The 19,476-nt window shown below is 60.4% G+C and carries 23 protein-coding genes and 1 pseudogene; 9 read left to right on the plus strand and 15 right to left on the minus strand.

Annotation, left to right across the window (positions count from 1 at the left end; genetic code table 11):
• Positions 1 to 18: 18 nt before the first annotated feature.
• The 4 genes from ACP7AP_RS13995 to ACP7AP_RS14010 form a co-directional block, all read right to left on the minus strand.
• Positions 19 to 951, minus strand: a complete 933-nt coding sequence (locus ACP7AP_RS13995; RefSeq protein WP_426034825.1) for an IS5 family transposase — start codon at positions 949 to 951, stop codon at positions 19 to 21.
• A 39-nt stretch (positions 952 to 990) separates the two neighbouring features.
• The gene (locus tag ACP7AP_RS14000) at positions 991 to 1,362 is read right to left on the minus strand and encodes an integrase core domain-containing protein (RefSeq protein WP_426034826.1); all 372 of its coding nucleotides are present in this window, start codon (positions 1,360 to 1,362) and stop codon (positions 991 to 993) included.
• A 17-nt stretch (positions 1,363 to 1,379) separates the two neighbouring features.
• Positions 1,380 to 1,703: a pyridoxal-phosphate dependent enzyme gene (locus ACP7AP_RS14005; RefSeq protein WP_426034827.1), complete on the minus strand. Its 324-nt coding sequence runs from the start codon at positions 1,701 to 1,703 to the stop codon at positions 1,380 to 1,382.
• A 72-nt stretch (positions 1,704 to 1,775) separates the two neighbouring features.
• Complete coding sequence (locus ACP7AP_RS14010; RefSeq protein ID WP_426034828.1) at positions 1,776 to 2,039, minus strand: DUF4242 domain-containing protein; 264 nt, start codon at positions 2,037 to 2,039, stop codon at positions 1,776 to 1,778.
• Between the two features lie 163 nt (positions 2,040 to 2,202).
• On the opposite strand from ACP7AP_RS14010, the gene ACP7AP_RS14015 reads away from it, so the two are divergent.
• Positions 2,203 to 3,081 (plus strand): LysR family transcriptional regulator, encoded by an 879-nt coding sequence (locus tag ACP7AP_RS14015; protein WP_426034829.1) that lies wholly within the window; start codon positions 2,203 to 2,205, stop codon positions 3,079 to 3,081.
• 7 nt (positions 3,082 to 3,088) lie between these two features.
• Here ACP7AP_RS14015 and ACP7AP_RS14020 read toward each other — a convergent pair whose 3' ends face one another.
• A complete protein-coding gene (locus tag ACP7AP_RS14020; RefSeq protein WP_426034830.1) occupies positions 3,089 to 3,880 on the minus strand; it encodes a class I SAM-dependent methyltransferase in 792 nt (263 codons plus the stop codon).
• Between the two features lie 221 nt (positions 3,881 to 4,101).
• Here ACP7AP_RS14020 and ACP7AP_RS14025 point away from each other — a divergent pair, with 221 nt between their 5' ends.
• Entirely contained in the window at positions 4,102 to 4,887 is a 786-nt protein-coding gene (locus ACP7AP_RS14025) for a BBE domain-containing protein (RefSeq protein ID WP_426034831.1), read from the plus strand.
• Between the two features lie 239 nt (positions 4,888 to 5,126).
• On the opposite strand, the gene ACP7AP_RS14030 is transcribed toward ACP7AP_RS14025, so the two are convergent.
• Positions 5,127 to 5,669, minus strand: a complete 543-nt coding sequence (locus ACP7AP_RS14030; RefSeq protein ID WP_426034832.1) for a hypothetical protein — start codon at positions 5,667 to 5,669, stop codon at positions 5,127 to 5,129.
• A gap of 136 nt (positions 5,670 to 5,805) precedes the next feature.
• On the opposite strand from ACP7AP_RS14030, the gene ACP7AP_RS14035 reads away from it, so the two are divergent.
• The 4 genes from ACP7AP_RS14035 (at position 5,806) to ACP7AP_RS14050 (ending at position 7,129) form a co-directional block, all read left to right on the plus strand.
• Complete coding sequence (locus ACP7AP_RS14035) at positions 5,806 to 6,033, plus strand: hypothetical protein (RefSeq protein WP_426034932.1); 228 nt, start codon at positions 5,806 to 5,808, stop codon at positions 6,031 to 6,033.
• An 88-nt stretch (positions 6,034 to 6,121) separates the two neighbouring features.
• Positions 6,122 to 6,346, plus strand: a complete 225-nt coding sequence (locus ACP7AP_RS14040) for a hypothetical protein (protein WP_426034833.1) — start codon at positions 6,122 to 6,124, stop codon at positions 6,344 to 6,346.
• A gap of 3 nt (positions 6,347 to 6,349) precedes the next feature.
• Positions 6,350 to 6,574, plus strand: a complete 225-nt coding sequence (locus tag ACP7AP_RS14045) for a hypothetical protein (protein WP_426034834.1) — start codon at positions 6,350 to 6,352, stop codon at positions 6,572 to 6,574.
• A gap of 12 nt (positions 6,575 to 6,586) precedes the next feature.
• Positions 6,587 to 7,129 carry a DUF3489 domain-containing protein gene (locus tag ACP7AP_RS14050; RefSeq protein ID WP_426034835.1) on the plus strand — a complete coding sequence of 181 codons (543 nt, stop codon included), beginning with the start codon at positions 6,587 to 6,589 and terminating at the stop codon, positions 7,127 to 7,129.
• Positions 7,130 to 7,227: 98 nt separating this feature from the next.
• Here the strand turns inward: ACP7AP_RS14050 and ACP7AP_RS14055 are convergent, their stop codons facing one another.
• The 6 genes and pseudogenes from ACP7AP_RS14055 to ACP7AP_RS14080 form a co-directional block, all read right to left on the minus strand.
• Entirely contained in the window at positions 7,228 to 8,100 is an 873-nt protein-coding gene (locus ACP7AP_RS14055; protein WP_426034836.1) for a class I SAM-dependent methyltransferase, read from the minus strand.
• Positions 8,101 to 8,787: 687 nt separating this feature from the next.
• Positions 8,788 to 9,102, minus strand: coding sequence for a 3'-5' exonuclease (locus ACP7AP_RS14060; RefSeq protein ID WP_426034837.1), 315 nt, complete (start codon positions 9,100 to 9,102; stop codon positions 8,788 to 8,790).
• 235 nt (positions 9,103 to 9,337) lie between these two features.
• Positions 9,338 to 10,066 (minus strand): helix-turn-helix domain-containing protein, encoded by a 729-nt coding sequence (locus ACP7AP_RS14065; protein ID WP_426034940.1) that lies wholly within the window; start codon positions 10,064 to 10,066, stop codon positions 9,338 to 9,340.
• 101 nt (positions 10,067 to 10,167) lie between these two features.
• Positions 10,168 to 10,308, minus strand: a pseudogene (locus ACP7AP_RS14070) (helix-turn-helix domain-containing protein); the annotation flags it as partial.
• Complete coding sequence (locus ACP7AP_RS14075) at positions 10,305 to 10,697, minus strand: VRR-NUC domain-containing protein (RefSeq protein WP_426034838.1); 393 nt, start codon at positions 10,695 to 10,697, stop codon at positions 10,305 to 10,307. The pseudogene ACP7AP_RS14070 and the gene ACP7AP_RS14075, both read right to left, overlap by 4 nt.
• Positions 10,694 to 10,936: a hypothetical protein gene (locus ACP7AP_RS14080; protein WP_426034839.1), complete on the minus strand. Its 243-nt coding sequence runs from the start codon at positions 10,934 to 10,936 to the stop codon at positions 10,694 to 10,696. The genes ACP7AP_RS14075 and ACP7AP_RS14080 overlap by 4 nt, the downstream gene beginning before the upstream one ends.
• A gap of 972 nt (positions 10,937 to 11,908) precedes the next feature.
• On the opposite strand from ACP7AP_RS14080, the gene ACP7AP_RS14085 reads away from it, so the two are divergent.
• Complete coding sequence (locus ACP7AP_RS14085) at positions 11,909 to 12,406, plus strand: hypothetical protein (RefSeq protein WP_426034840.1); 498 nt, start codon at positions 11,909 to 11,911, stop codon at positions 12,404 to 12,406.
• Here ACP7AP_RS14085 and ACP7AP_RS14090 read toward each other — a convergent pair whose 3' ends face one another.
• Entirely contained in the window at positions 12,407 to 13,678 is a 1,272-nt protein-coding gene (locus ACP7AP_RS14090; RefSeq protein WP_426034841.1) for a tyrosine-type recombinase/integrase, read from the minus strand.
• Positions 13,679 to 14,039: 361 nt separating this feature from the next.
• Here ACP7AP_RS14090 and ACP7AP_RS14095 point away from each other — a divergent pair, with 361 nt between their 5' ends.
• Positions 14,040 to 14,417, plus strand: a complete 378-nt coding sequence (locus ACP7AP_RS14095) for a hypothetical protein (RefSeq protein WP_426034842.1) — start codon at positions 14,040 to 14,042, stop codon at positions 14,415 to 14,417.
• Positions 14,418 to 14,684: 267 nt separating this feature from the next.
• Here ACP7AP_RS14095 and torT read toward each other — a convergent pair whose 3' ends face one another.
• The gene (gene torT / locus ACP7AP_RS14100) at positions 14,685 to 15,743 is read right to left on the minus strand and encodes a TMAO reductase system periplasmic protein TorT (protein ID WP_426034843.1); all 1,059 of its coding nucleotides are present in this window, start codon (positions 15,741 to 15,743) and stop codon (positions 14,685 to 14,687) included.
• 56 nt (positions 15,744 to 15,799) lie between these two features.
• On the opposite strand from torT, the gene ACP7AP_RS14105 reads away from it, so the two are divergent.
• Entirely contained in the window at positions 15,800 to 18,682 is a 2,883-nt protein-coding gene (locus ACP7AP_RS14105) for an ATP-binding protein (RefSeq protein WP_426034844.1), read from the plus strand.
• On the opposite strand, the gene ACP7AP_RS14110 is transcribed toward ACP7AP_RS14105, so the two are convergent.
• Positions 18,663 to 19,367, minus strand: a complete 705-nt coding sequence (locus ACP7AP_RS14110; RefSeq protein WP_426034845.1) for a response regulator — start codon at positions 19,365 to 19,367, stop codon at positions 18,663 to 18,665. The genes ACP7AP_RS14105 and ACP7AP_RS14110 overlap by 20 nt on opposite strands.
• Positions 19,368 to 19,476: the final 109 nt, after the last annotated feature.

Genomic DNA, 19,476 nt, shown 5'->3' on the forward strand with positions numbered 1-19,476 from the left:
CCCTATCCCCAGACAGACCTATCCCACGACCTTTGTGACTGGGATGCCGAGCGCGGTGTAGCCGTTCAGCACGGCAACACGAACCTGGAACTCCGCCACCTGACGGTCGAAGTCCCGCGCCATGAGGCGCTGGCCCAACAGTTTCACGCAGTGCATCTTGGTTTCGACGCGGCTCCGGCGGTGGTAGCCGCTCCATCGTCGCCAGAGCGCGCGGCCGAGATATTTCGTCGCCCGCAGCGCCTCGTTGCGGGCGACAGCACCTGCCGTGATCGCCTTCCAGGGTTTTGCATTTTTGCGGGGCGGAATGACGGCGTCAGCACCCCGTTCGGCGATGGCATCATGACACTTGCGCGTGTCGTAGGCGCCGTCGGCGGTGACTGTGGCAATCTCCTGATCTGGAGAGATTTGGCTGAGCAGTTCGGGTAGCATTGGAGCATCGCCTATATCGCTGCTGGTGACCTCGACCGCCCTGATTTCCAGTGTTTCCTCGTCGATCCCGAGATGGACCTTGCGCCAGACGCGGCGTTTTGCACCGCCGTGCTTGCGGGCATTCCACTCCCCTTCGCCCTCGACCTTGATACCTGTGCTGTCGATCAGCAGATGCAGCGGACCCTGCGACCCCCGATGTGGGATGTTCACGGCAAGGGCCTTCTGACGACGGCTGAGCGTGCTGAAATCAGGCACATCCCAGTCGAGGCCGATCAGGCCAAGCAGGCTCTCGACGAAGCCGGTCGTTTGCCGCAGCGCCATGCCGAAAAGGACCTTCATCGTCAGGCAGGTCTGGACGGCCGCATCGCTGTAGACGGGCTGTCGCCCACGCTTGCCTGTCGGCTTCGCAGTCCACGCCATGTCTGGATCGAACCAGATCGTCAGGGATCCCCGGCGCTTGAGCGCCTCGTTGTAGGATGGCCAGTTCAGGGTCTTGTAAGTCGGTGTGTTCGGTCTGCTCATGCTCTCCAGCTATCACGCTGGATTCACAAGATGAATCCTTCACGGGATTTGTGCAACAGAGCCGATCAACACGACAAGTTTGACGAGGGCGATCATGACCTGCGTCAGCCCGTTATAACGGCTCACGAATGGGTCAGAGTCGGAAGGATAGCTGTCACATCCCGGAAGGTGGCAGGGCTGTTTTCTGAACAGGTCCAGCTTGAGTTTGTGCCAGTCCTTCATCGCCTGCAAGGGCGTCTTGCTGCCCAAGGCTGACTGCGGCAACTTCTGGTTGTAGAGTAACACATATCGGTCCAGCGTGGTTTCTAACGCGTCGCCCGAGCGGATGTGGTGCGACTGCAGCACCTCCTCGATGCGGCGGTTGAACCGTTCGACCATGCCGTTGGTTTGCGGATGCGCGAGCGGGGCCAAGCGTTGATCGTGGCCCCCTAAGCCAGCATCGCAAAGCGTTTCTCGTCGCTGAACGCATCGGAAAACGCGAAATGGGTCTTGTAGCCCAAGGCACTGGCCACCAGTGCCAAGGAAATCCCGGTGGTTCCGGCGGTATATTCCACCACCGTGCCGCCGGGCGGCAAGCGGCCCGCCGCCGCCCGCTGCACGATCATCCGCGCCAGCCGATCCTTCATGCTGCCGGTCGGATTTGCCGATTCCAGTTTGGCCACGATCCGGGCGCTGCCGTCGGGCACGATCCGGCGCAATTCGACCAGCGGCGTGTTGCCGATCGCATCCAGAATATGTTGTCCTTGGCCCATCGCCCGATTTCCTTTGCTATTTTGGCCAGACCCGCATGCCTTGGTTCATCGGCCTGCGTGCGGCCCTCCGGCTCACGGGGTCAGATCAAGTGCGGCGACAATACTGTGGTAAGGCAGTCCAGCCGTGTCGTTCAGCCGCCTGACATCGGTGTCCGAGGCAGCATCGAACAGGCACATGCAGCGCCCATCCTCTGGCGCAAAGGTCGAGCGGATGTAGCTGATCTTAGTTCCCTGCGCGGTCATATCCTGCGCAGTCTTGATCGCGGCCTGCTGCGCACCGCCCAGATCAGCCATGCTGATCCCTTTAAGATCACGTTCCACCATATAGACTGTCATTTTCCGACTCCCTGCTTGTGACGGTGCCCATATCAAGCGCCCTGTCGCCGCAAAAAGAAAATGAGGATTGGTTATCTATCCATAACCGCAAGTTTGCCAGAACCGTGTATGATGGCGGCGAAGGGTTTGGGGTGCAATGACTGGAATTTAGAGGGCGGTCAGCATGGAAATGTCGCAGATCCGATATGTTCTGGCCGCCGCGCAGACGCTCAATTTCACCAAGGCGGCGCTCCAGTGCAACATCTCGCAACCGGCGTTGACCAAAGGCATCAAAACGCTGGAGCTGGCGCTGGGTGCGCCGGTGTTTCACCGCGAAGGCAAGCGGATATTGCTCAGCGATTTCGGTCGTTCGATGCTGCCGCATCTGCAACATATCGTCGATGAAACCGAGGCGCCGCAGTTGCTGGCGCAGAATATGCGCCTTTTGCACAAGGTGCCAATCCGGCTGGGGGTCATGTCCACCGTTGGACACATCCATCTCGCGCGGTTTCTGGGCCAGTTCGAAAACAGCTATGAGGGGATTGAGCTGAGCGTGACCGAAGCCCCGGTTGCCGACCTCAGGGCACAGCTGGAGAATGGCACACTGGATGCGGCCGTGCTGAACCCGATGGATGGTCTGGGCGAAGCGTTCCACGCCCACCCGCTTTATACCGAACGCTACATCGTGATCTTCCCGCCCGAGCATCGACTGGGCCATCTGAACGCGGTCAAGCTGACCGATCTGTCGGGCGAGCCTTATGTTGACCGGCTGGCCTGCGAATTGCGCGAAACCGTGATGGCGGTCTGCGCGGAAAAGCAGGTCGCCCTGTACGCCCGGTTCCGCTCGGACCGCGAGGATTGGGTGCAGGCGATGGTGCTGGCGCGGATCGGCTTTGCCTTCATGCCGGAATATTCGGTGTCGCTGCCCGGCCTGTTGCAGCGCCCGCTGGTCGATCCGGTGGTGCAGCGCAGCATCGCCCTGATCACTGTACGGGGGCGCCCCCATTCCCCCGCCGTCGCGGCCTTTGTGCGGGCCGCCAAAAGCTTTGCCTGGCCGGGGTGAGGCGGCGTTACCGCCGGACCCCGAGCGTCACCACATATTCGCGCGGCATGGCCAGGCCATTAGGGGCGCGATATTGCTCATGCATTGCGATGAAGTCCCGCTTCAGACCGGCGGCACGCTCCGGATCGAGACTGTTGGCCAACGCCTTCGTTGGCCCATAGCCGCCGACGAACACATCCCAGACCGCCTCGCCGGAAGGCATGCGCAACATCGAGGTGCCAGATTCAAAGCTCAGATCGAACGCCCCGCCCAACAGTTCGGTGAGACGATCTTCACTGCCCCAGGCAAAGGGCGAAGGCGGCGGGGTCGACGGCGGTGGCGGCATATAGGGTTTCATCGTCTTGAACAGATCGAAGATCGTGCTGTCAGGGCGCCAGGTCGCCAGCGCCAGACGTCCGCCGGGGCGCACCACCCGCGCCAGTTCGGCCGCCGCAACTTCGGGTCTGGCAACGAACATCACCCCAAAGGTCGAGGTGACTGCATCGAAGGCGGCATCGCCGAATTCCAGCGCCTCGGCATCACCCACCCGAAAGTCGATCTCGGGGGCCAGTTGTTTGGCCGCCGAGATCACACCGGCCCCAAAATCAATACCAGTGACCGTTGCACCGCGTTTGGCGATTTGCCGCGCAGTCCATCCGGTGCCAGTGGCCACATCAAGATACCTCTCGCCCACGACCGGCCAAACCCGGTTGACCGTATGACTGATCGCATCTGCGATCGAGTCACTGATCTTGTCATAAGCAGCACCGCCCGATCCCCAAGTGGACCCGGCCTTTTCATTATGTGCGAGAATTGGCATGCAAACCTCCCATGATAACCATTATGAAAAATGCATTGCGCACAGCACTAACGGTATCGCGACAGCTATTGCGGTCCCGACAAACTGCCGTCACAAAGACTACCGATGCAGGCTTGGATGCGGCGGTCAAACCCCGTCTGACAGCAACCAGCTTGAAATTATGCTCCAAAGCATACGCCAAACGATCTTAGTGTCAACAAACGTTGGGCTTTCACTGTGCGATGGCGAAACCCGCCAGCGTCCGGCACGTGCAGCCTTTCCCGGCACAATGCGACGGTAGATCGTCACGAGACAATGAAAACTGCGGCTGCGCCGACGTGCCAGAGGCACTGATCGTTTGGAGCGTGATGCGCAAGGCACCACCCCTGCCTTTTTTGCCTACAGAATGGCACGGTCGCGAGGTGCTGGTCTTTGCTGCTTGCTATGCGGGCGACATGGCCGAGGGTGAAATGGCCATGGCGAGATTGCGCGCTCTGGGCAATCCCATTGCCGATGTGATCTCGCCGCATCCCTTTACCGGCTGGCAGGCCGCTTTTGATCCCCTGCTGACGCCCGGCGCGCGCAACTACTGGAAAAGCCATGACTTCATTGATCTGCCGGACGCGGCCATATCGCTGATCCTAGAGGCCATCGGTACTTTGCCAGACCCGCAGTCCGAGATTTTTATCGCCCATGTCGGCGGTGCGATGGCTCGTGTCGCTCCCGACGCGACCGCCTTTCCGCAACGTGCTGCGCATTTCACGATGAACGTGCATACGCGTTGGTCGGATGCCGGAAAGGACACGGCCTGCATCGCTTGGGCTAGGGATTTCTTCGCCCGGATTGCACCGCATGCGGCTGGATCCGTCTATGTAAACTTCATGCCCGAGGATGAAGGCGACAGGATTGGTGCCGCGTATGGTGGTAACATGGACCGGCTGGGCCGGATCAAAGCAAAATACGATCCAGCCAACCTATTCCGTGCGAACCATAATCTACTGGCGGCTGTGGCACAGGCAGCGGAATAGATCTCCTTGGACGGGCGGGACCGCTGCGAAAGTGCCGTGATGGCGGCGATAATCACCGCCACCGGCTGGCAGTACCACACCGCAGACTCGACAGCGTCGAGCAACTTGGTAGGAAGCTGGGCCTGACGATTACGTCGGCGAACGAGTGAACCGACCCGAGTTTGCCGACGGGGGATTTGTCTGTCCTTCGGGCAACCCTATTGAGCGAGTTCAAGTTTGCCCAGTAATCTTTATCTTCTTTATCCCAGCGAGACACGGAGGTCGGCCAGTGCTTCCAACTGTGCGCGAACATGGGCATCCAGCACGCGTTGCATGATGGCGGCTTCGATCATCACCGGTTTGCCTGATGTCTTTTCCACCTCCGCTGCCAATTGCGCGGCCATCAGCGCCGCCACCCGGGCAGGCCAGGTGACCCAGACATCGCGTTCCTGCCGCGCCAGGCGGAACACCAATGCCTCGGCCCGCGCCCGGTCGACCAACATGCCCTTCTTCTTCTGGATCGCCAGTTGGCGTTCCTGCGCTTGATAGACCGTCAGTGCGGTGCGGGCTTTGAGATAGCTGTCCGTCCCGCCACTGCTACCGGTTGGCAAGGCAGCATCGCCACCAAGCGAGCGGCGCTGTTGATCGGGATCGGTCATTTCCGTCCGGCGCACATCAGATGCGGCCGCATTGATCGAGCCATCGGCATAGAACACCAGTCTGCCGCCGCGTTTGGCGTTCTGGACCGCACCCCGTGACAGGCCGGAATGGGAGGAATATTCGCGTTCGCTCATGCCGTTCATAGCTGCTCCTTGGTTCAATTAAGCCAATGATATTGATTGTTTTTTCGTTGATCAAGGTCGGCGTTAGAGCGAACTTGCATACAGACGCGAGGCAGCCCGCACCGCGAAAAGCCACATGGACAAGACGATGACCGCCATGACGAGCCGCCGCGCCACTGACAACACCAAAACCCTGAATGCCTTCCTCGCCGCCAAACGCGAGATCGACCACATGTTGGCACGCATCAAGACCCTCAGCGATGACCATTTCGAGACCCACCCCGACGCGATCAACTGGGGCGATGTTGGCACGCTGAACCATTATTCCAGCCTGCTGCGCCAGATCACTGACAGCGCCTTCAGAGAGGGCGAATTCGCAAAGTGATGCAGGCCCACCCCGGCCAAGCCCCGCGATGGCGGGGCTTGCTTGCATAGAAGGACCGCAATCTGCGCGCCCGAACCAAGGAATACCAATGTCCTATCAGACCTTGCTACGCGAACTGGCGCCCAGCCTGAATCCCGCTGGGATCGAGGCATCGATGCGCCTGCACTACGGCACCCTGAACCATCTTCCGCGCAAAACCTTTGTGGCGGAGGCCAAGCTTGCCGCCGATCTGGAGGTCCAGTCGCCCGGGATCCTGCGCAAGATCGCGGAGAGCATGGGCATGGCGGACGACTTCGCCAAGTGGGAGGCCTGAGCCATGCCGCTTGACCCGGCCCAGCGCCATCAGATCGAACAGTACGGCCTTACCTCCGCATGGGAGGCAGAACGCCGCGCCGCCTGCGACGAGGCCGTCGCGCTCTTGCGCGAGATCAACAATCTGGAACGCGACGACGATGGCGGCGTGATCATTGGTGCCGATGCCGACGGCCACAACGATCTCTCGTCGCGCATCGCCACCTTCCTTGCCGAACATTACCAGTGAAAGGAACCCTCCATGATCAAACTCACTGAAACCCAGACTAATATCCTGACCGCTGGGGCCAAGCGGCCTGAAAATATCGCCATGCCGCTGCCGAAGGGGCTGGCTGGTGCGGCGGCGAAGATGGCAATCACGAAAATGCTCGAACGCGGCTGGCTGCAAGAAGTTGATGCCAACCTGCGCCGGGGCGAACCGCTTTGGCGCGAAACCGGCGACGGCCATGGCACCACGCTGGTGGTCACAGACGCAGGCCTGTTCGCCATCGGGATCGAGCCGATTATGGCGCAGGCGATGGCGGCCATCCGCAAACACGCAGATGCGATGCCGGAAGCAAAGCTGCCGACCCAGCGCGCAGGCACAAAGCAGGCGATGCTGATCGCGCTGCTTCAGGCGCCCGAAGGTGCCACAATGGACGCGATGATTACAGCCACTAACTGGAAGCCTCATACCTTGCGCGGGGCCATGTCGGGGGCGTTGGGCAAGAAGCTGGGGATTATCGTGACTTCGGCGAAGGAAGGGGGCCGGGGGCGGGTGTATCGGATCAGCGAACCCGGCTAGAATTGCCCCATGATCGCTCTGAGCCCAAAGCGGACTTCATTTTGTCCTTCTTGGACCTCTGACAGGGCTACCAGTGCGGTGCCGGTACGAAATTGCGATCAACTTGGATTGCGTGCGGATATCACCCACGACGAGGTGGGTGCCCAAATGCCATGCCCGTCCCGTTCCTGGCTCTCGAAGAAGGTGCGCATCTCGCTCTCGATCTCTGGACGCTTGGCCTCGGCCAACTCGCTACCGGCTTCGCGGAAGACCTCGCCCCTTGGACCGATGGCCAACGCGAATGCGATGCATTCTTCCGGGGTTGTGCCGACCATGATCTTTTCGTCCACACGGGTGAAAGTGAAATCCTCGTAACCAGCACTCTTCATCATCAGGTCCGACGTCTCTTGATTGCCCATCGAGAACGGGCCGGGCCCGCAGGTGTCGGCGTCTGCGCCCGGCGGCGGAAGATGCCGAAGGGTGATGTCCTTTGCTTTCTGCCATGCCGGATTGTCTTCGCGCCGACGCCAGACGATATGGGTAATCTGCCCTCTCGGCTTGAGCGCCTTACGCATCCGTCGCAGGGCAGCCACAGGGTTTGTGAAGAACATCGTGCCAAAACGCGCAACCACATAGTCGAACTCATTCTCGGGCAGAGCGACTTCGGCATCACCCCGCGAGAACTGGACGTTTGAAAGTCCTTTTGCGGCAGCGTCCTTCCTGGCCTCTTGCAGGAATGCTTCGACGCAATCAATGCCGACGACGCGCCCATCGGGTCCGACAACCTCTGCCACTTGGAGCGTCATGTCTCCCCAGCCACAGCCGACATCCAGCACTGACATCCCCTTTTTGATTGGCAAGTTCGGCAACACTGCAGCGGAGTGCCGAGACAGGCCGCCTTGAAGGATATGACGGTATTTTGTAAACTTTGGCTCAAGAACGGAGTTCCAGAATTTCACGAACTCAGTGTCTGCGGAACCGTCGAAGTCCATGGCTGCCTCCCGGTCATTTCGCTTGCGAGACTAGCACGGAACGGCCTTCGCACCAAATTGAAAACCCAGATAGGCCATCCCCTTCGATTTCGGTCTGGCGGACCAAACTATAGATCACAATGCCTAGCTCAAGAAATGCAAATGCATGAACGCATAGGTCCGCCTTGTCCGCATACCGCAAGCACGGCGATCACTGCAGATTTGAATAGCCGAACCTGATCAGGCTGGCGGCGATTTTTTTGGGCAGGCTCGACCCCATGCCGCAAGAATTTGCAAGCACGTCAGGTCAGCCGCTCGAGGGTCCAAGCCCCGATCCAGCTCGGCACGAAAACCTAGCCAATGTGGAGACATTTCCCGGTTTTGAGGCCGTCTGGAAGCTTGGATTTGGCGGGGTGGATTTGACCAAGTGGATTTGACCAAGTGGATTTGGCAAACTGGATTTGGTGGATTTGACAAAAGAATCCAGCAGTCCAAAGTCGTGATTATATAAGATATTGATATTTATAGATTTACTGGCCGATACCTCTGCTAGGTGGATTTGGGTGGATTGCCCGGTGAAAATGCCTGTCGCTAGCGAAATGCCGCGCTGCGCCCCCCCGCATACAAACCGGGCCGGGGAGGAACCATGCCAGGGGGGAGGGTCTCAGTTGCCGACGGGTTGCGGCTTGGCCTGACCAATAGGTCTGATCAAGACCCTTTCAGGAAATCGTCGACAAACTCGGAGACCGGCGCGGTGCCCGTGACAAGAAGATGCTTGCGCGCACGGGTGCATGCCACATAGAGCAAGTGCCGTTCCGTGTTATAGACCTCTTCAAGGTCAGCATCATCAGCCACCGATTCAATGCGATCCGATTGGGGAATGACATCGTCGTCGCAGGCCATGACTACGACCGACCGGAATTCCAGACCCTTGGCGAAATGCATCGTGCTGATGGCGACAGCGCCATTCTCGACTTCGACCTTGTCGTTCAGTTCGACGGCACGCGCACCTGCCGCCTTCACCGCCGCCCGAGCGCGCTTCAGTTCCGAGCATCCAAGCTCCGGAGATCATCCCAGATTGGCGCTGGGGCGAAGTATTCCGCGCGCTGGGCAGCGATGAGGACGCCGCGAGGCCAATCTTCCCACTCGACGAAGACGCGGGTGTGGAAGCCTGGTTCGGCGAGCATGACGCCCAGATCCAAGCCTCCGCCGCCTGCGCAGAGGGATAATCCGTGCCGGGGACGTGACACCATGCCATTCACCGCACTCCCCGCATCCGGAGCCGTTCGGGCGTGACGAGGCCATGGGCCAGCATGACGTCCCGGATGCTGTTGGTGATCGAGCTGACGGGCACATAGCCATCGGAGTTGACCATCTTGGCGTAAATCACCGCCTTTTCGGCGCAGCTGAGGGGCGGCGTCACGTCGACCTTGCGCCGCCGCTTGGCCTTTCCGGCACTGGCGGCCGTGACTGCCTTCTGCGCATCGCGCTGGGCGGCGCGTTCCATGAACCGGTCGAGCGCTTTGGGCCCATCGGGCGGAATGGGATGATCTGCCCGGCTCTCGGTGGCGGTCTCGATGATCCGGACTTCGCTCAACCCAAGGTCATCCCGCCAGCGCTGCACATGGAGCCGCGCTGGCCAGCCCTGCCACCAGGCTGGGAGGCTGGCGTTTGCAGCGAAGCCCAGCGCGCCCAACAGCTCTGCGAAAAACCGATCAAAATCAGCATCGCGCGCTTGCGCATCCTCCTCCTCCTTTACAGGTTTACTTAGGGGTTCTCTTACAAGGTTAATCTCCGGATTCCGGAGATGGCTTTGGGCAAAATCCGGAGATGGCTTTGCTGAAAATCCGGAGATGGCTCCATGTCCGGATTCCGGAGATGGCTTGTCGCCTTGTTCCTCGTCCGTTCCCGCAAAGCCGTCTCCGGTTTCCGGAGATGGTTCTGGTGGGAAACCATCCTCAAACCCCAGGATGTAACGTGTCGCCAAGCGCTTGTGGGTGTGGGGATGCTCTGTGCCCGAACGCGGTGGATCAGGCGCAGTTCCTGCAGCCTGAAGAGGTGTTCGTTCAGGGCTGAGATCGACATTTCCGCATCGTCTGCCAGCCGCGCCTGCGTCGGGAAGCAGCCGAAGTCGGGGTTGTGCCGGTCGCACAGAAACCACAGCACGATTTTGGTGGCAGGCTTAAGCCCACGCTGCTGGATTGCCCAGACGGTTGCCTTGTGGCTCATGGTGCCACCCTCTGCGCTGGGCGCGCACGGCTGGAGAAGCCATGATCCGCCAGTGCACCCAGCGCATCGTCAAGGCTGCGGACCAGCGCCCAGCCGAAACCTTGTGCCAGCACGGCATCGCGAAACGCTTCCTGATCCGGGCGCAGGCGGCCTTTCGGTGCCTTCAGTTCAAGGAACAGGACGCGCCCGTCGTGAAGCACCATCAGATCGGCGAAGCCCGCATGCACGCCCATGCCGACCAGGATCGCCTGACGCTTGGCACCGCGGGGCCCGGCTTCGGTCACCTCATTGGCGCAGTGATGGATGATGGCCGTGCGGGGCAGGGCGAAGCGCAGCGCCTGAACCACGGCGCGTTGCAGGTCGGCCTCGGGTGTGCGGCACCGGGTCATAGCCTGGCCCTCCGGTCGGCGTCCTCGCGCTGGGCGCGGCGCACCGGCCGCCGCGCGTCGATCACCAACAGCAACACCCGGGCATCCTTGCGCTCGGCTTCGGTTTCGCCATGGGTAACGAGGACATTGCAGGCCAAACCGATCAGGTGATCGCTATGATGGGCGACATCAGCGATGACGGCGCGGGCCTCGGCGACACGGTCAGCGGGCCAGCTAGAAATGCGGGATTGCGCGATCATGGCCGCCCCCGCACTTTGCGCACGGGATGCACCTGTTCCTGCGCCCTGATCCAATCCTGCACCGATGCGCGCCGGTACAGAGCCTTTCGCCCTATGCGTGTGCAAGGCGGCCCGACCCGCCGTGCTTCCCATCTGGCGAGCGTGTCGGACGTGAGTCCCAGCTCGCCTGCGAGCTGCTCCCGGCTGATCCAGCCGGCCAAAAGGTTCAGCGGCTCAAATGCCGCCTCGGGTTGGGGGTGTGTCATGAACTGCTCCGATTTCTTCCCGCCCTCTTTCTGGGGCAGGGTCAGGAAAGCAGATCGCGAGGGGCGGAATACAGGCAGAGACCGGAATTGAAACCCACAAGTCAATTCCACCCCTTGTTTCATTGATGTTTCAGGCAAGCGGCACCAAAGAAGAGGCCGGGCCCGCCGCCACCGGGAGCCTCGTAATCGCGTGCAAAAGCGCCGGTCACGGGGCGGCAATGCGCTATCCTACCCGGCAGGTCGCATCGACTGGCGTTCGGGGGTGTTCGCCGGTTTTCTGGGGGGTGGAATTGCCGGAATGACCGGTTTCGGTAGCGTTCCGCCGACGTTCGACTGTGCTCGCCGGAACCCCTCTTGTGGAAGCGGAACCACATGAAATTGATGTTGCAGACTCGCCCTGCGGCTGCGTAAGCTTGCCGTGAGCAGTCAACGAGAATCAAAAAAATGAAGAGGCGCCAGGTGTCTTCACCCAACGAGGTGAAGCGCTGGCTTACAGGCAGTTTTACTCGACGACATGCTCTGTACTGAGTCGCGCCCGCCTGCATGGCACAGCGGGCTTTTTAACCCGCGTCTGACGGCTTTGGCCGTGAGATTTCGCATGTCAGATTGGAGTTCGTTGATGCCTTTGCCGCCTATCGCTTTCTATTCGATTTACGAGATTTCTGCGCGATGGGGCTGCCACCCGGCCGATGTCGCTGGCTGGGCTGTGGAGGGGCATCTCTAGGTGGTGGCGGGGATTGCGCCGGTCAGCTGCGGCGACGAGACCGTCGCGGGATTGGTCGAGGTTCCGATTGCGGAACTGATGCTGATGTTCCGCAGGTATGGGCCGAGCGATGAACAATGCCGGTTGAAACGGGTCAAGCCACCCGGTAGCAAAACCTGGCTGAAGGTGACCGACCCGCCCGATGGCCTGCCGATCCGATCATCTGATCTGCTGCTGGCGGCAGGTCCGTTGCAGCAGTTTGAAGAAGACCGCGACCTTTTACGCCGACCAGCGTCGAACACCGGTGCGAACCCGCGTTATGATTGGGATGCAATGTATGCCTGGTTGACCAAGTACATCTTTGACAAGGGAGTGCCCGATTCCCAAACGGCGATGATCGCCTTGGTGCAGGAGTGGTTCGTTCAGAACTCGCGGTCGGGGGAAGTGCCCGATGAAAGTACGATCCGCAAACGGCTCACCGGCCTTTGGCGCAAACTGAAGGGCGAGGAACCGGTTGGATGATCAGGCCGATTTTGGCAAGTCGGCGCTATCCTGCGCCGCGTCATGCACAAGGCGCGGCCGTGGGCGCAGGAGGTTGGCCACCGTGTCGACCCCCGCCCGCAAAGGCGAATCCATCAGGTGGGCGTAGCGCTGCGTGGTCTGCATCTGGCTGTGGCCCAGAAGCTTGCCGATCATTTCCAGCGAGGCACCACCGCTGACCAGCAGGGAAGCGAAGGTGTGGCGCAGGTCGTGGATGCGCAGATCGGGCAGCTTGGCATCCTTCTGAACTTTCATCCAGAACCGGCGAATTTCCCGCACCGGCTGGCCGATAGTCTCACCGGGAAACAGCCATGGATTGCCCCTCGGGACGACCAGTTGGCGCTGACGGACGATGGTCACCACCTCCTGCGAGATCGGGACTCGGTGGATCTTGCGCTGCTTGGTAGTCGCTGCGGGTTTCGACCAGATGACATAATCGAGATTGAACTGCTCAAACCGCGCCGTCCGCACCTCGCCCACACGAGCGCCGGTCAGCATGCACATCCGGATGATTGCCGCTGCGCGCTGATCCTCAGCGCTATCGAGAACGGCTGCGATCCGGGCCAGCTCGTCGGGCCCAAGAAAGCGTTCGCGCGCCTCTTCGATGCACCGGTGGAAGCCATGTGCGGGATTGTCGGCACGCCATTCCCATTCGATTGCCAGCGTGAACATCTTGCGCAGCACCTCTCCCGTGCGGTTGGCCCGGATCGGGGTAGGCTTGAGCCCTTGGAGTTTGCGCGCGCGGTTGTTGGGCTTGTCCTTGCTGGGGCGCGGGCGGCCCTCGGCCACAAAATCGAGGAACTTTGCGACATCAGACTTGGTGATCTCGGTCACCAACTTGTTGCCCCAGGCCGGTTCAACCATCTTTTTCAGCATCGAGGTCTGGTCGGCGGCATTGTTTTTCGCGAGTTTGGGCAGATGCTCGGCGATGTAACGGTCGATCATGTCTTTGATGCGCGGGGCCCCACGAAACTCCTCGCGTGTCGACAGTGGGTCAAGCCCCTCATCGATGGCGCGGCGCAGTTCCTTGGCCCGCTCTCGCGCTGCGGTCACGCTCCACTCCGGCCAGCGCCCGATGTTCATGCGCCGCTGCCGCCCCGCATGGCGGTAGTCGATGGTGAAGGTTCGTGCGCCCGAGGCCTGAATCCGGGCCGCGAAGCCGATCACCTCGGTGTCGAAAACCTGATAGCTGATCCCCGGCTTTGGTTCAGCATCGCGCAGGGCTTTCTCATTCAGTTTCAGTCGGTTGACCATGTGTCCGGACTCCTTGTCCCCCGACACAGGCGTAGACCCGCGCGGTTATCAAGTCAGAGCACAGTCGGAGGGGCGGAATACAGGCAGAGACCGGAATTGAAGTGGCGTGGCCATTCCGGATCGCCAATCGATGTGCCAGAGGAAACGCAATGGCGAACGGACATCGTCTGAATCGTGTTGACCGCGGGCTCTGCTGAAAATCCGTCTTCAGGCTCTGCATGCGATTTGATGCCGGTCGGAACATGTAATACGGTTTCTGAAGAGCCCAGCCCGTCCCCAACGCCTAGAGATCAAAATTGTGCCCACTGCCAAGCCACCCAGAAACTTGACACCCCCACTCTGCCAACAAGTGTCGCAGGAAATGCTGAAGGCTTGCCAGGATGTTGCCGCGCGCCATGGCTTGGTTGCCGAAGCCAAGGAGATCGCAGGCGTCGATCTGCGGTGGGGGTTCGATCTTACGTTCCGCGTGTCGATCCCGCTCCCTGACGGGACCGCTCTCGATCCAGAGCGGCTGCGGTTCGAAGCGCTGGCCGAAGCCTTCGGACTGTCGTCAACAGACTACGGGCGCCAATTCAGCACCGATCGTGAGTCTTTCCGCGTGGTGGGCATCGACCCCCGTCGCCCGAAGTACCCGATATCAGCAGAGCGCATCCCCGACGGGCAGGCGTTCAAGTTCACCGCGGACCAGGTGGCGCTACTGTTGCGGTCAGGCGTGCGGGATGTGACGCCGAAGGGATGAAGGCAACGACGCGAGCGGCCCTTACCGGCCCTTCGACAGGCACTTCGCTACCGCAGCGCAGGTTCTCTAAAGAAGACGTTCGTGCGAGGCGCAGCATCTTCGTGGTAAGGCGATGAACTTGCTACACCTGAAGAAGATTGTCGGCCCGAAGTCAGCGACGGTTCACCGATATCCGCTGTAATGGCGGCGCCATGTTAGTTCATAGCCCGACTTTCGCGATTGGGATAACGGTTGTAACTAATCAACTTGGCATGCGGCAGGGCTGGGTCAGTTCGTTACTTTGAACACCGGGACGAACGAGGCTGGTGCGAGAGATTCTTGCGTGCCGATCGCGTCGATGTTTTCGGGCGTCAGGGTGACGATGCGTGGTCCGGCATGGCGGATTGTCAGATTGCCTTCGATGGCCCGCACGGCAAGTTCGACCGCCAAGCGGCCTTGCAGCACGGCGAAATCCGTTGGGGCCGCCAGAATGCGCCCCCGCTTGATCCCGCGATAGACGCCGTGGCTGACATAGGTTGACACTACGCCGATCCGGTCTGTCAAATTGCGGGCGCGCAGGATCGAAACGGCGGCTTCGGCCATCGGTCCACTGCCGACGAGGTAGTTCACCTCAGGCACGCGGTCGAGCACGTCTTCAACCAAGAGCACCTGCTGTTCGATGCCAGTATCGCCGTAGCGGGTGGCGACGATCTGGGCGGAACTGTCACCAAGAGCTTTGAGAAAGCCTTGTTCGACGAAATGCACCCAGCCCGCCCCTCTCGGGCCGGGAAACCATGCCAACTTGACCGGCGCGCTGCCCTTTGGATGCCGCTGGGCGATGGCGCGCCCCGCCGCGGCGCCCATTTCCCGCCATGGCACGCTGGATTTGGCAGAGATGCCTGCATCGTCCATGTCGTTCACCGCAGCGATAACGGGCATCTGTTGCGCAATGTCCAGAACCGCCGGGGACAGGCCATTGTAAGACACTGGCCCAAGGATCAGCGCATCCATATTGCGCTTGCCACAAGCTTTCACCTGTTCGATCTGGCGCTCGAGGTTTGGATAGCCCCCCGCCTCATAAAGATCGAAGGACACGCCGAGCCGGTTGGCTTCTTCAACCATGCCGTAGTTGACGCTCAGCCAATAGGCGTCTTTCAGATGCGGATAGAGCACGCAAAGCCGCCACGGTTTGGCAGCGCGGTCGATCGGATGGTAAAGCAGAGGCTGCGTTTGGCTCTCGTCCTCAAACGGCACGGTTGGCACTTGCAGTTGCCAAGATTCGGCGCGCGCGGGTTGGCTGGCGAGGGCCGCGATCCCCGCAAACAGGACATGTCGCAAAAATCTCATGCCTTTGCTTCCATCCTCTGTAATCTGATGCCAGATCAGGGTTAAGGTTACGGAAGATGTCGCACAAGTCCAGCCCATCGCGCGTCAGTCTGGGGCGTATGCTGCTGATGGCCTTTTTGGTCATCGCGGGCTTGCCGACTCTGATTGGGGTTCTGGGCTGGATCGAGTTGCAGAAGGTCGCGCGCAACCAAACCAATGTCATCAAGGAAACCATCCCAGCGATTTCCGAAGTGCGCGGGTTTACGGAAGAAATCAGCCGCATCGTCCTGGTCGCACCCGAACTTGCGGCGGTCACCACTGAAGCGGCGCGGCTGGAACGTGCGGGCTATTTGTTTGCCCAAGCCGATGCGCTGAAACAGCGGGTTGCGCGCTATGAAGGCACGGGCGATGTGATCCCGGCAAGGCTGCAGCAGTCCGAGGCCGATGTGCGCAGCGGTATCGAGGGGCTTGATCGTCTGGTGCAGGATCGCATCATTGCCATTGCGGCACAGGGCGCGCGGCTGCACGCCGGTCTGGCCGCCACGACCGAGTTGTTGGAAATTGCCGATACGCTGGTGGCGAATGCGCAAATGGGCACCTCGGCGGTTATCTCTAGTCTTTATGATCTGGAAGGTGCGGGACCAGACACCGATAAACGATTGGATACGTTGGATAAGCTGATCGAGGTCGATCTGTTCCGCCAAGGTCAGATGTCTGAAATGCGCTCGCATATCGGTGAGGTTGGGTTGTTGCTAAACCGGATTGCAACGGTTCAAGATCCAGCAGAGCTTGCGCAGGTTCAGGCAGAGGTGCAGTCCCGCATCGACATTGTGACACGCCGTATTCTGGCGGTGAATGATCCTATCCGGGCCGAGCGGGCTTTGGCGCTGTTGCAGATGATCCGACCCAGCGCCGCGCCGCCACCGGATGCGGCGGACATGTTCAGCTTGACCAAGGGCATCCTTGATCTGAATCGCCTGATCGCGGGGGCGCAAATTGAGGTGCGTGAGGCGGCGGTGCGGTTGGAGCGCGAGGCGCAGGCGCTTGCCGATCAGATCACAGGGCGGGCGGTTTTGGCGGGGGCGGAGGCCAGCGCGGCGATCCGCACCACGCAGCAGCTTTATGTCTGGGGCTCGGTTGCGGCTTTGTTGATTTCCTTGGCTGTCGTCTGGATTTATGTTCGCGGCAATATCACCCGCCGTCTGGATGCGCTGTCTGCAACGATGACGCGGCTTGCCGAAGGCGAAGAGGTGGGGCGCATCACCCCGCAGGGCACGGATGAAATTGCGGACATGGAAGCCGCCGTCGAGGTGTTCCGCCTGCAAGGCATCGAGAACCACGCGCTGGAGGCTGAACGCGATCAGAACCTGGCCGAATTACGCCGCCATCGACTTGAGCTGCAACTGCTGGTCGCCGAGCAAACCAAGCAACTGCGCGGCGAGGTCAGCGCCCATGCCGAGGCGCGCAACCGTGCTGAGGCCGCCGACCGCGCCAAGTCAGAATTCCTTGCCATGATGAGCCATGAGATCCGCACGCCGATGAATGGCGTGTTGGGGATGTTGCGCAGTCTGGGGCGCGACGGGTTATCGCCGAGACAACAGGGGCAGTTGCGGGCGGCACATGCCTCGGGCGAAGGGTTGATGGTGATTTTGAACGACATCCTCGATTATTCCAAGATAGAAGCCGGGGCCGCGACCTTGGCTGAAGTGACGTTTGCACCGGCTGATCTGTTGCGCGATATTGTGGGATTGATGACGCCGAGCGCGCAGGAAAAAGGGCTGGTGCTGACGATGGACGTGCCCGCCGCTTTGCCAGCAGCGGTGTTGGGCGATATGGGTAAACTGCGGCAGATCCTGTTCAACTTGGTTTCCAACGCAGTGAAGTTTACTGAGCAGGGCGAGGTCGAGTTGAGCGTTACGTCGCAGCAACATGCGGGCGGCTCTACCTTGATCTTTGCCGTCAGTGACACGGGGAAAGGCATTGCCGCAGCTTCTCAAGAGCGAATTTTTGGCGTGTTCGAGCAAGAGGACGCGCAGACCGCGCGGCAATATGGCGGCAAGGGGCTGGGGCTTGCGATCTGTCGGCGGTTTGCCGATGCGATGGGGGCAACGCTGACGGTGCAAAGCGTCCCCGGTGCGGGCACTGTGTTCACTCTGGCAGCAGGCTTTCGCCCCGGTAAGGTTGCGGATTTGCCGGTTGATATCGTGGAGGTGTCGGTTCAACCTGATACCCGAAGACTGCACGCTTTGGTGGTAGAGGATAACGATATCAACCAGATGGTTATTCAGACCTATCTGGAGGATAAGGGCCATCAGGTGCACGTGGTTGGAACTGCCGAAGCGGCGCTATCGGTGCTGCATGGTGCTCAGTTCGATGTGATCTTAATGGATGTAAACTTGCCGGGTCTGTCTGGCACCGAAGCGACGCGGATGATCCGGGCAATCGCGGATCGGCGCATTGCAGCGCTGCCGATCATCGGCGTCTCGGCGCATGTGCAGGAGGCGGATCGGCTGGAGAATCTGCGGGCCGGAATGTCGGTGATCTTGCCGAAACCTTTGTCGTTCTACGCGCTGTCAGCGGCACTGCTTGATGTCATTTCACAAAGGCATGTTCTGTTCGATCTGGCATCCGATATGGGGACTGAACGCGCCTGCGGGCTGGCGCGGATGTTCCTGGAAAGCTTGCCGAAGAGGCTGGCGGCTATCGCCGCCGCCGCAAGGTTCAGCGATTGGACGGCTTTGGCGCAGGCGGCGCATCATCTGAAAGGGGCTACGGGCAATTTTGACCTGCCCGCTTTGGCTGCGCATTTGGATCAGATCGAGGGTTCGGCCAGGCTTGGCCCATCCGCTCAGCTTGAGACCTACCTTCAACAGTTGACTAAGGTGGCCGAGGAAAGCCGTCTGGCTATCGAAACAGCCCTTGCGGTGCTTGACCGCAGTCTCAACCAAGCTGCGCAGTGAACACGTAGCCTTCGCCATGCGAAGTGGTAAAGATGCGCGGGGCTTTCGGATCATCGCCGAATTTCGCCCGCAAGCGTTGCACCAGCACATCGATCGTCCGGGTGTTGGTGCCATCTTGCCTATGGGTGATCGCCATAATCAGACGATCCCGGTCCATCACTGCGCCCGGATTGGTCACGAAGACCCGCAGCAACTCGTATTCCGCCCGCGTCAGCACAATCGACTGGCCAGTGCCATCCGTCACCTGCCGGGAGGCGACGTCAAAGGTAAAGCCGTTGAACTGAAACACCCGCCGCGTCATCGCCCGCGTAGCTGTGGTGCGCCGCAACAGGTTTTTCACCCGCGCCAGCAATTCGCGTCGATTAAAGGGTTTGCAGACATAATCATCCGCACCAAGCTCCAGGCCAACGATGCGGTCCACATCATCGGTGCGGCCTGACAACAGGATGATGCCGATTTCCGAACGCGCCCGCAGTTCGCGGGTGATCTCTAACCCGTCTTTGCCCTGCAAATTGATATCGGCAATCAGCAGATCAGCAGTGTTCTGCGCGAGGATTTTCTCGGCCTTCTCCGCCGTGTCACATTCCGAGATGCGATAGCCGAATGATCCCAGATAGCTGGCCAACGTGCTGCGAGTCACCGGCTCGTCTTCGACAATGACAATATGCGCTGGTCTGGACGCCATCGGTTTTTCCGTCTCGTGTGTTTCCCTCTGTTAACAATTTTTTACAAACAATGCGAGTCCGTTCATCGTGAAGGTCTGACGCGTTCACAACCCATCCCTAGCCTTGAGT

Origin of the sequence: Cypionkella sp. TWP1-2-1b2 (assembly GCF_049896245.1) — a bacterium.
Lineage (GTDB): Bacteria > Pseudomonadota > Alphaproteobacteria > Rhodobacterales > Rhodobacteraceae > Cypionkella.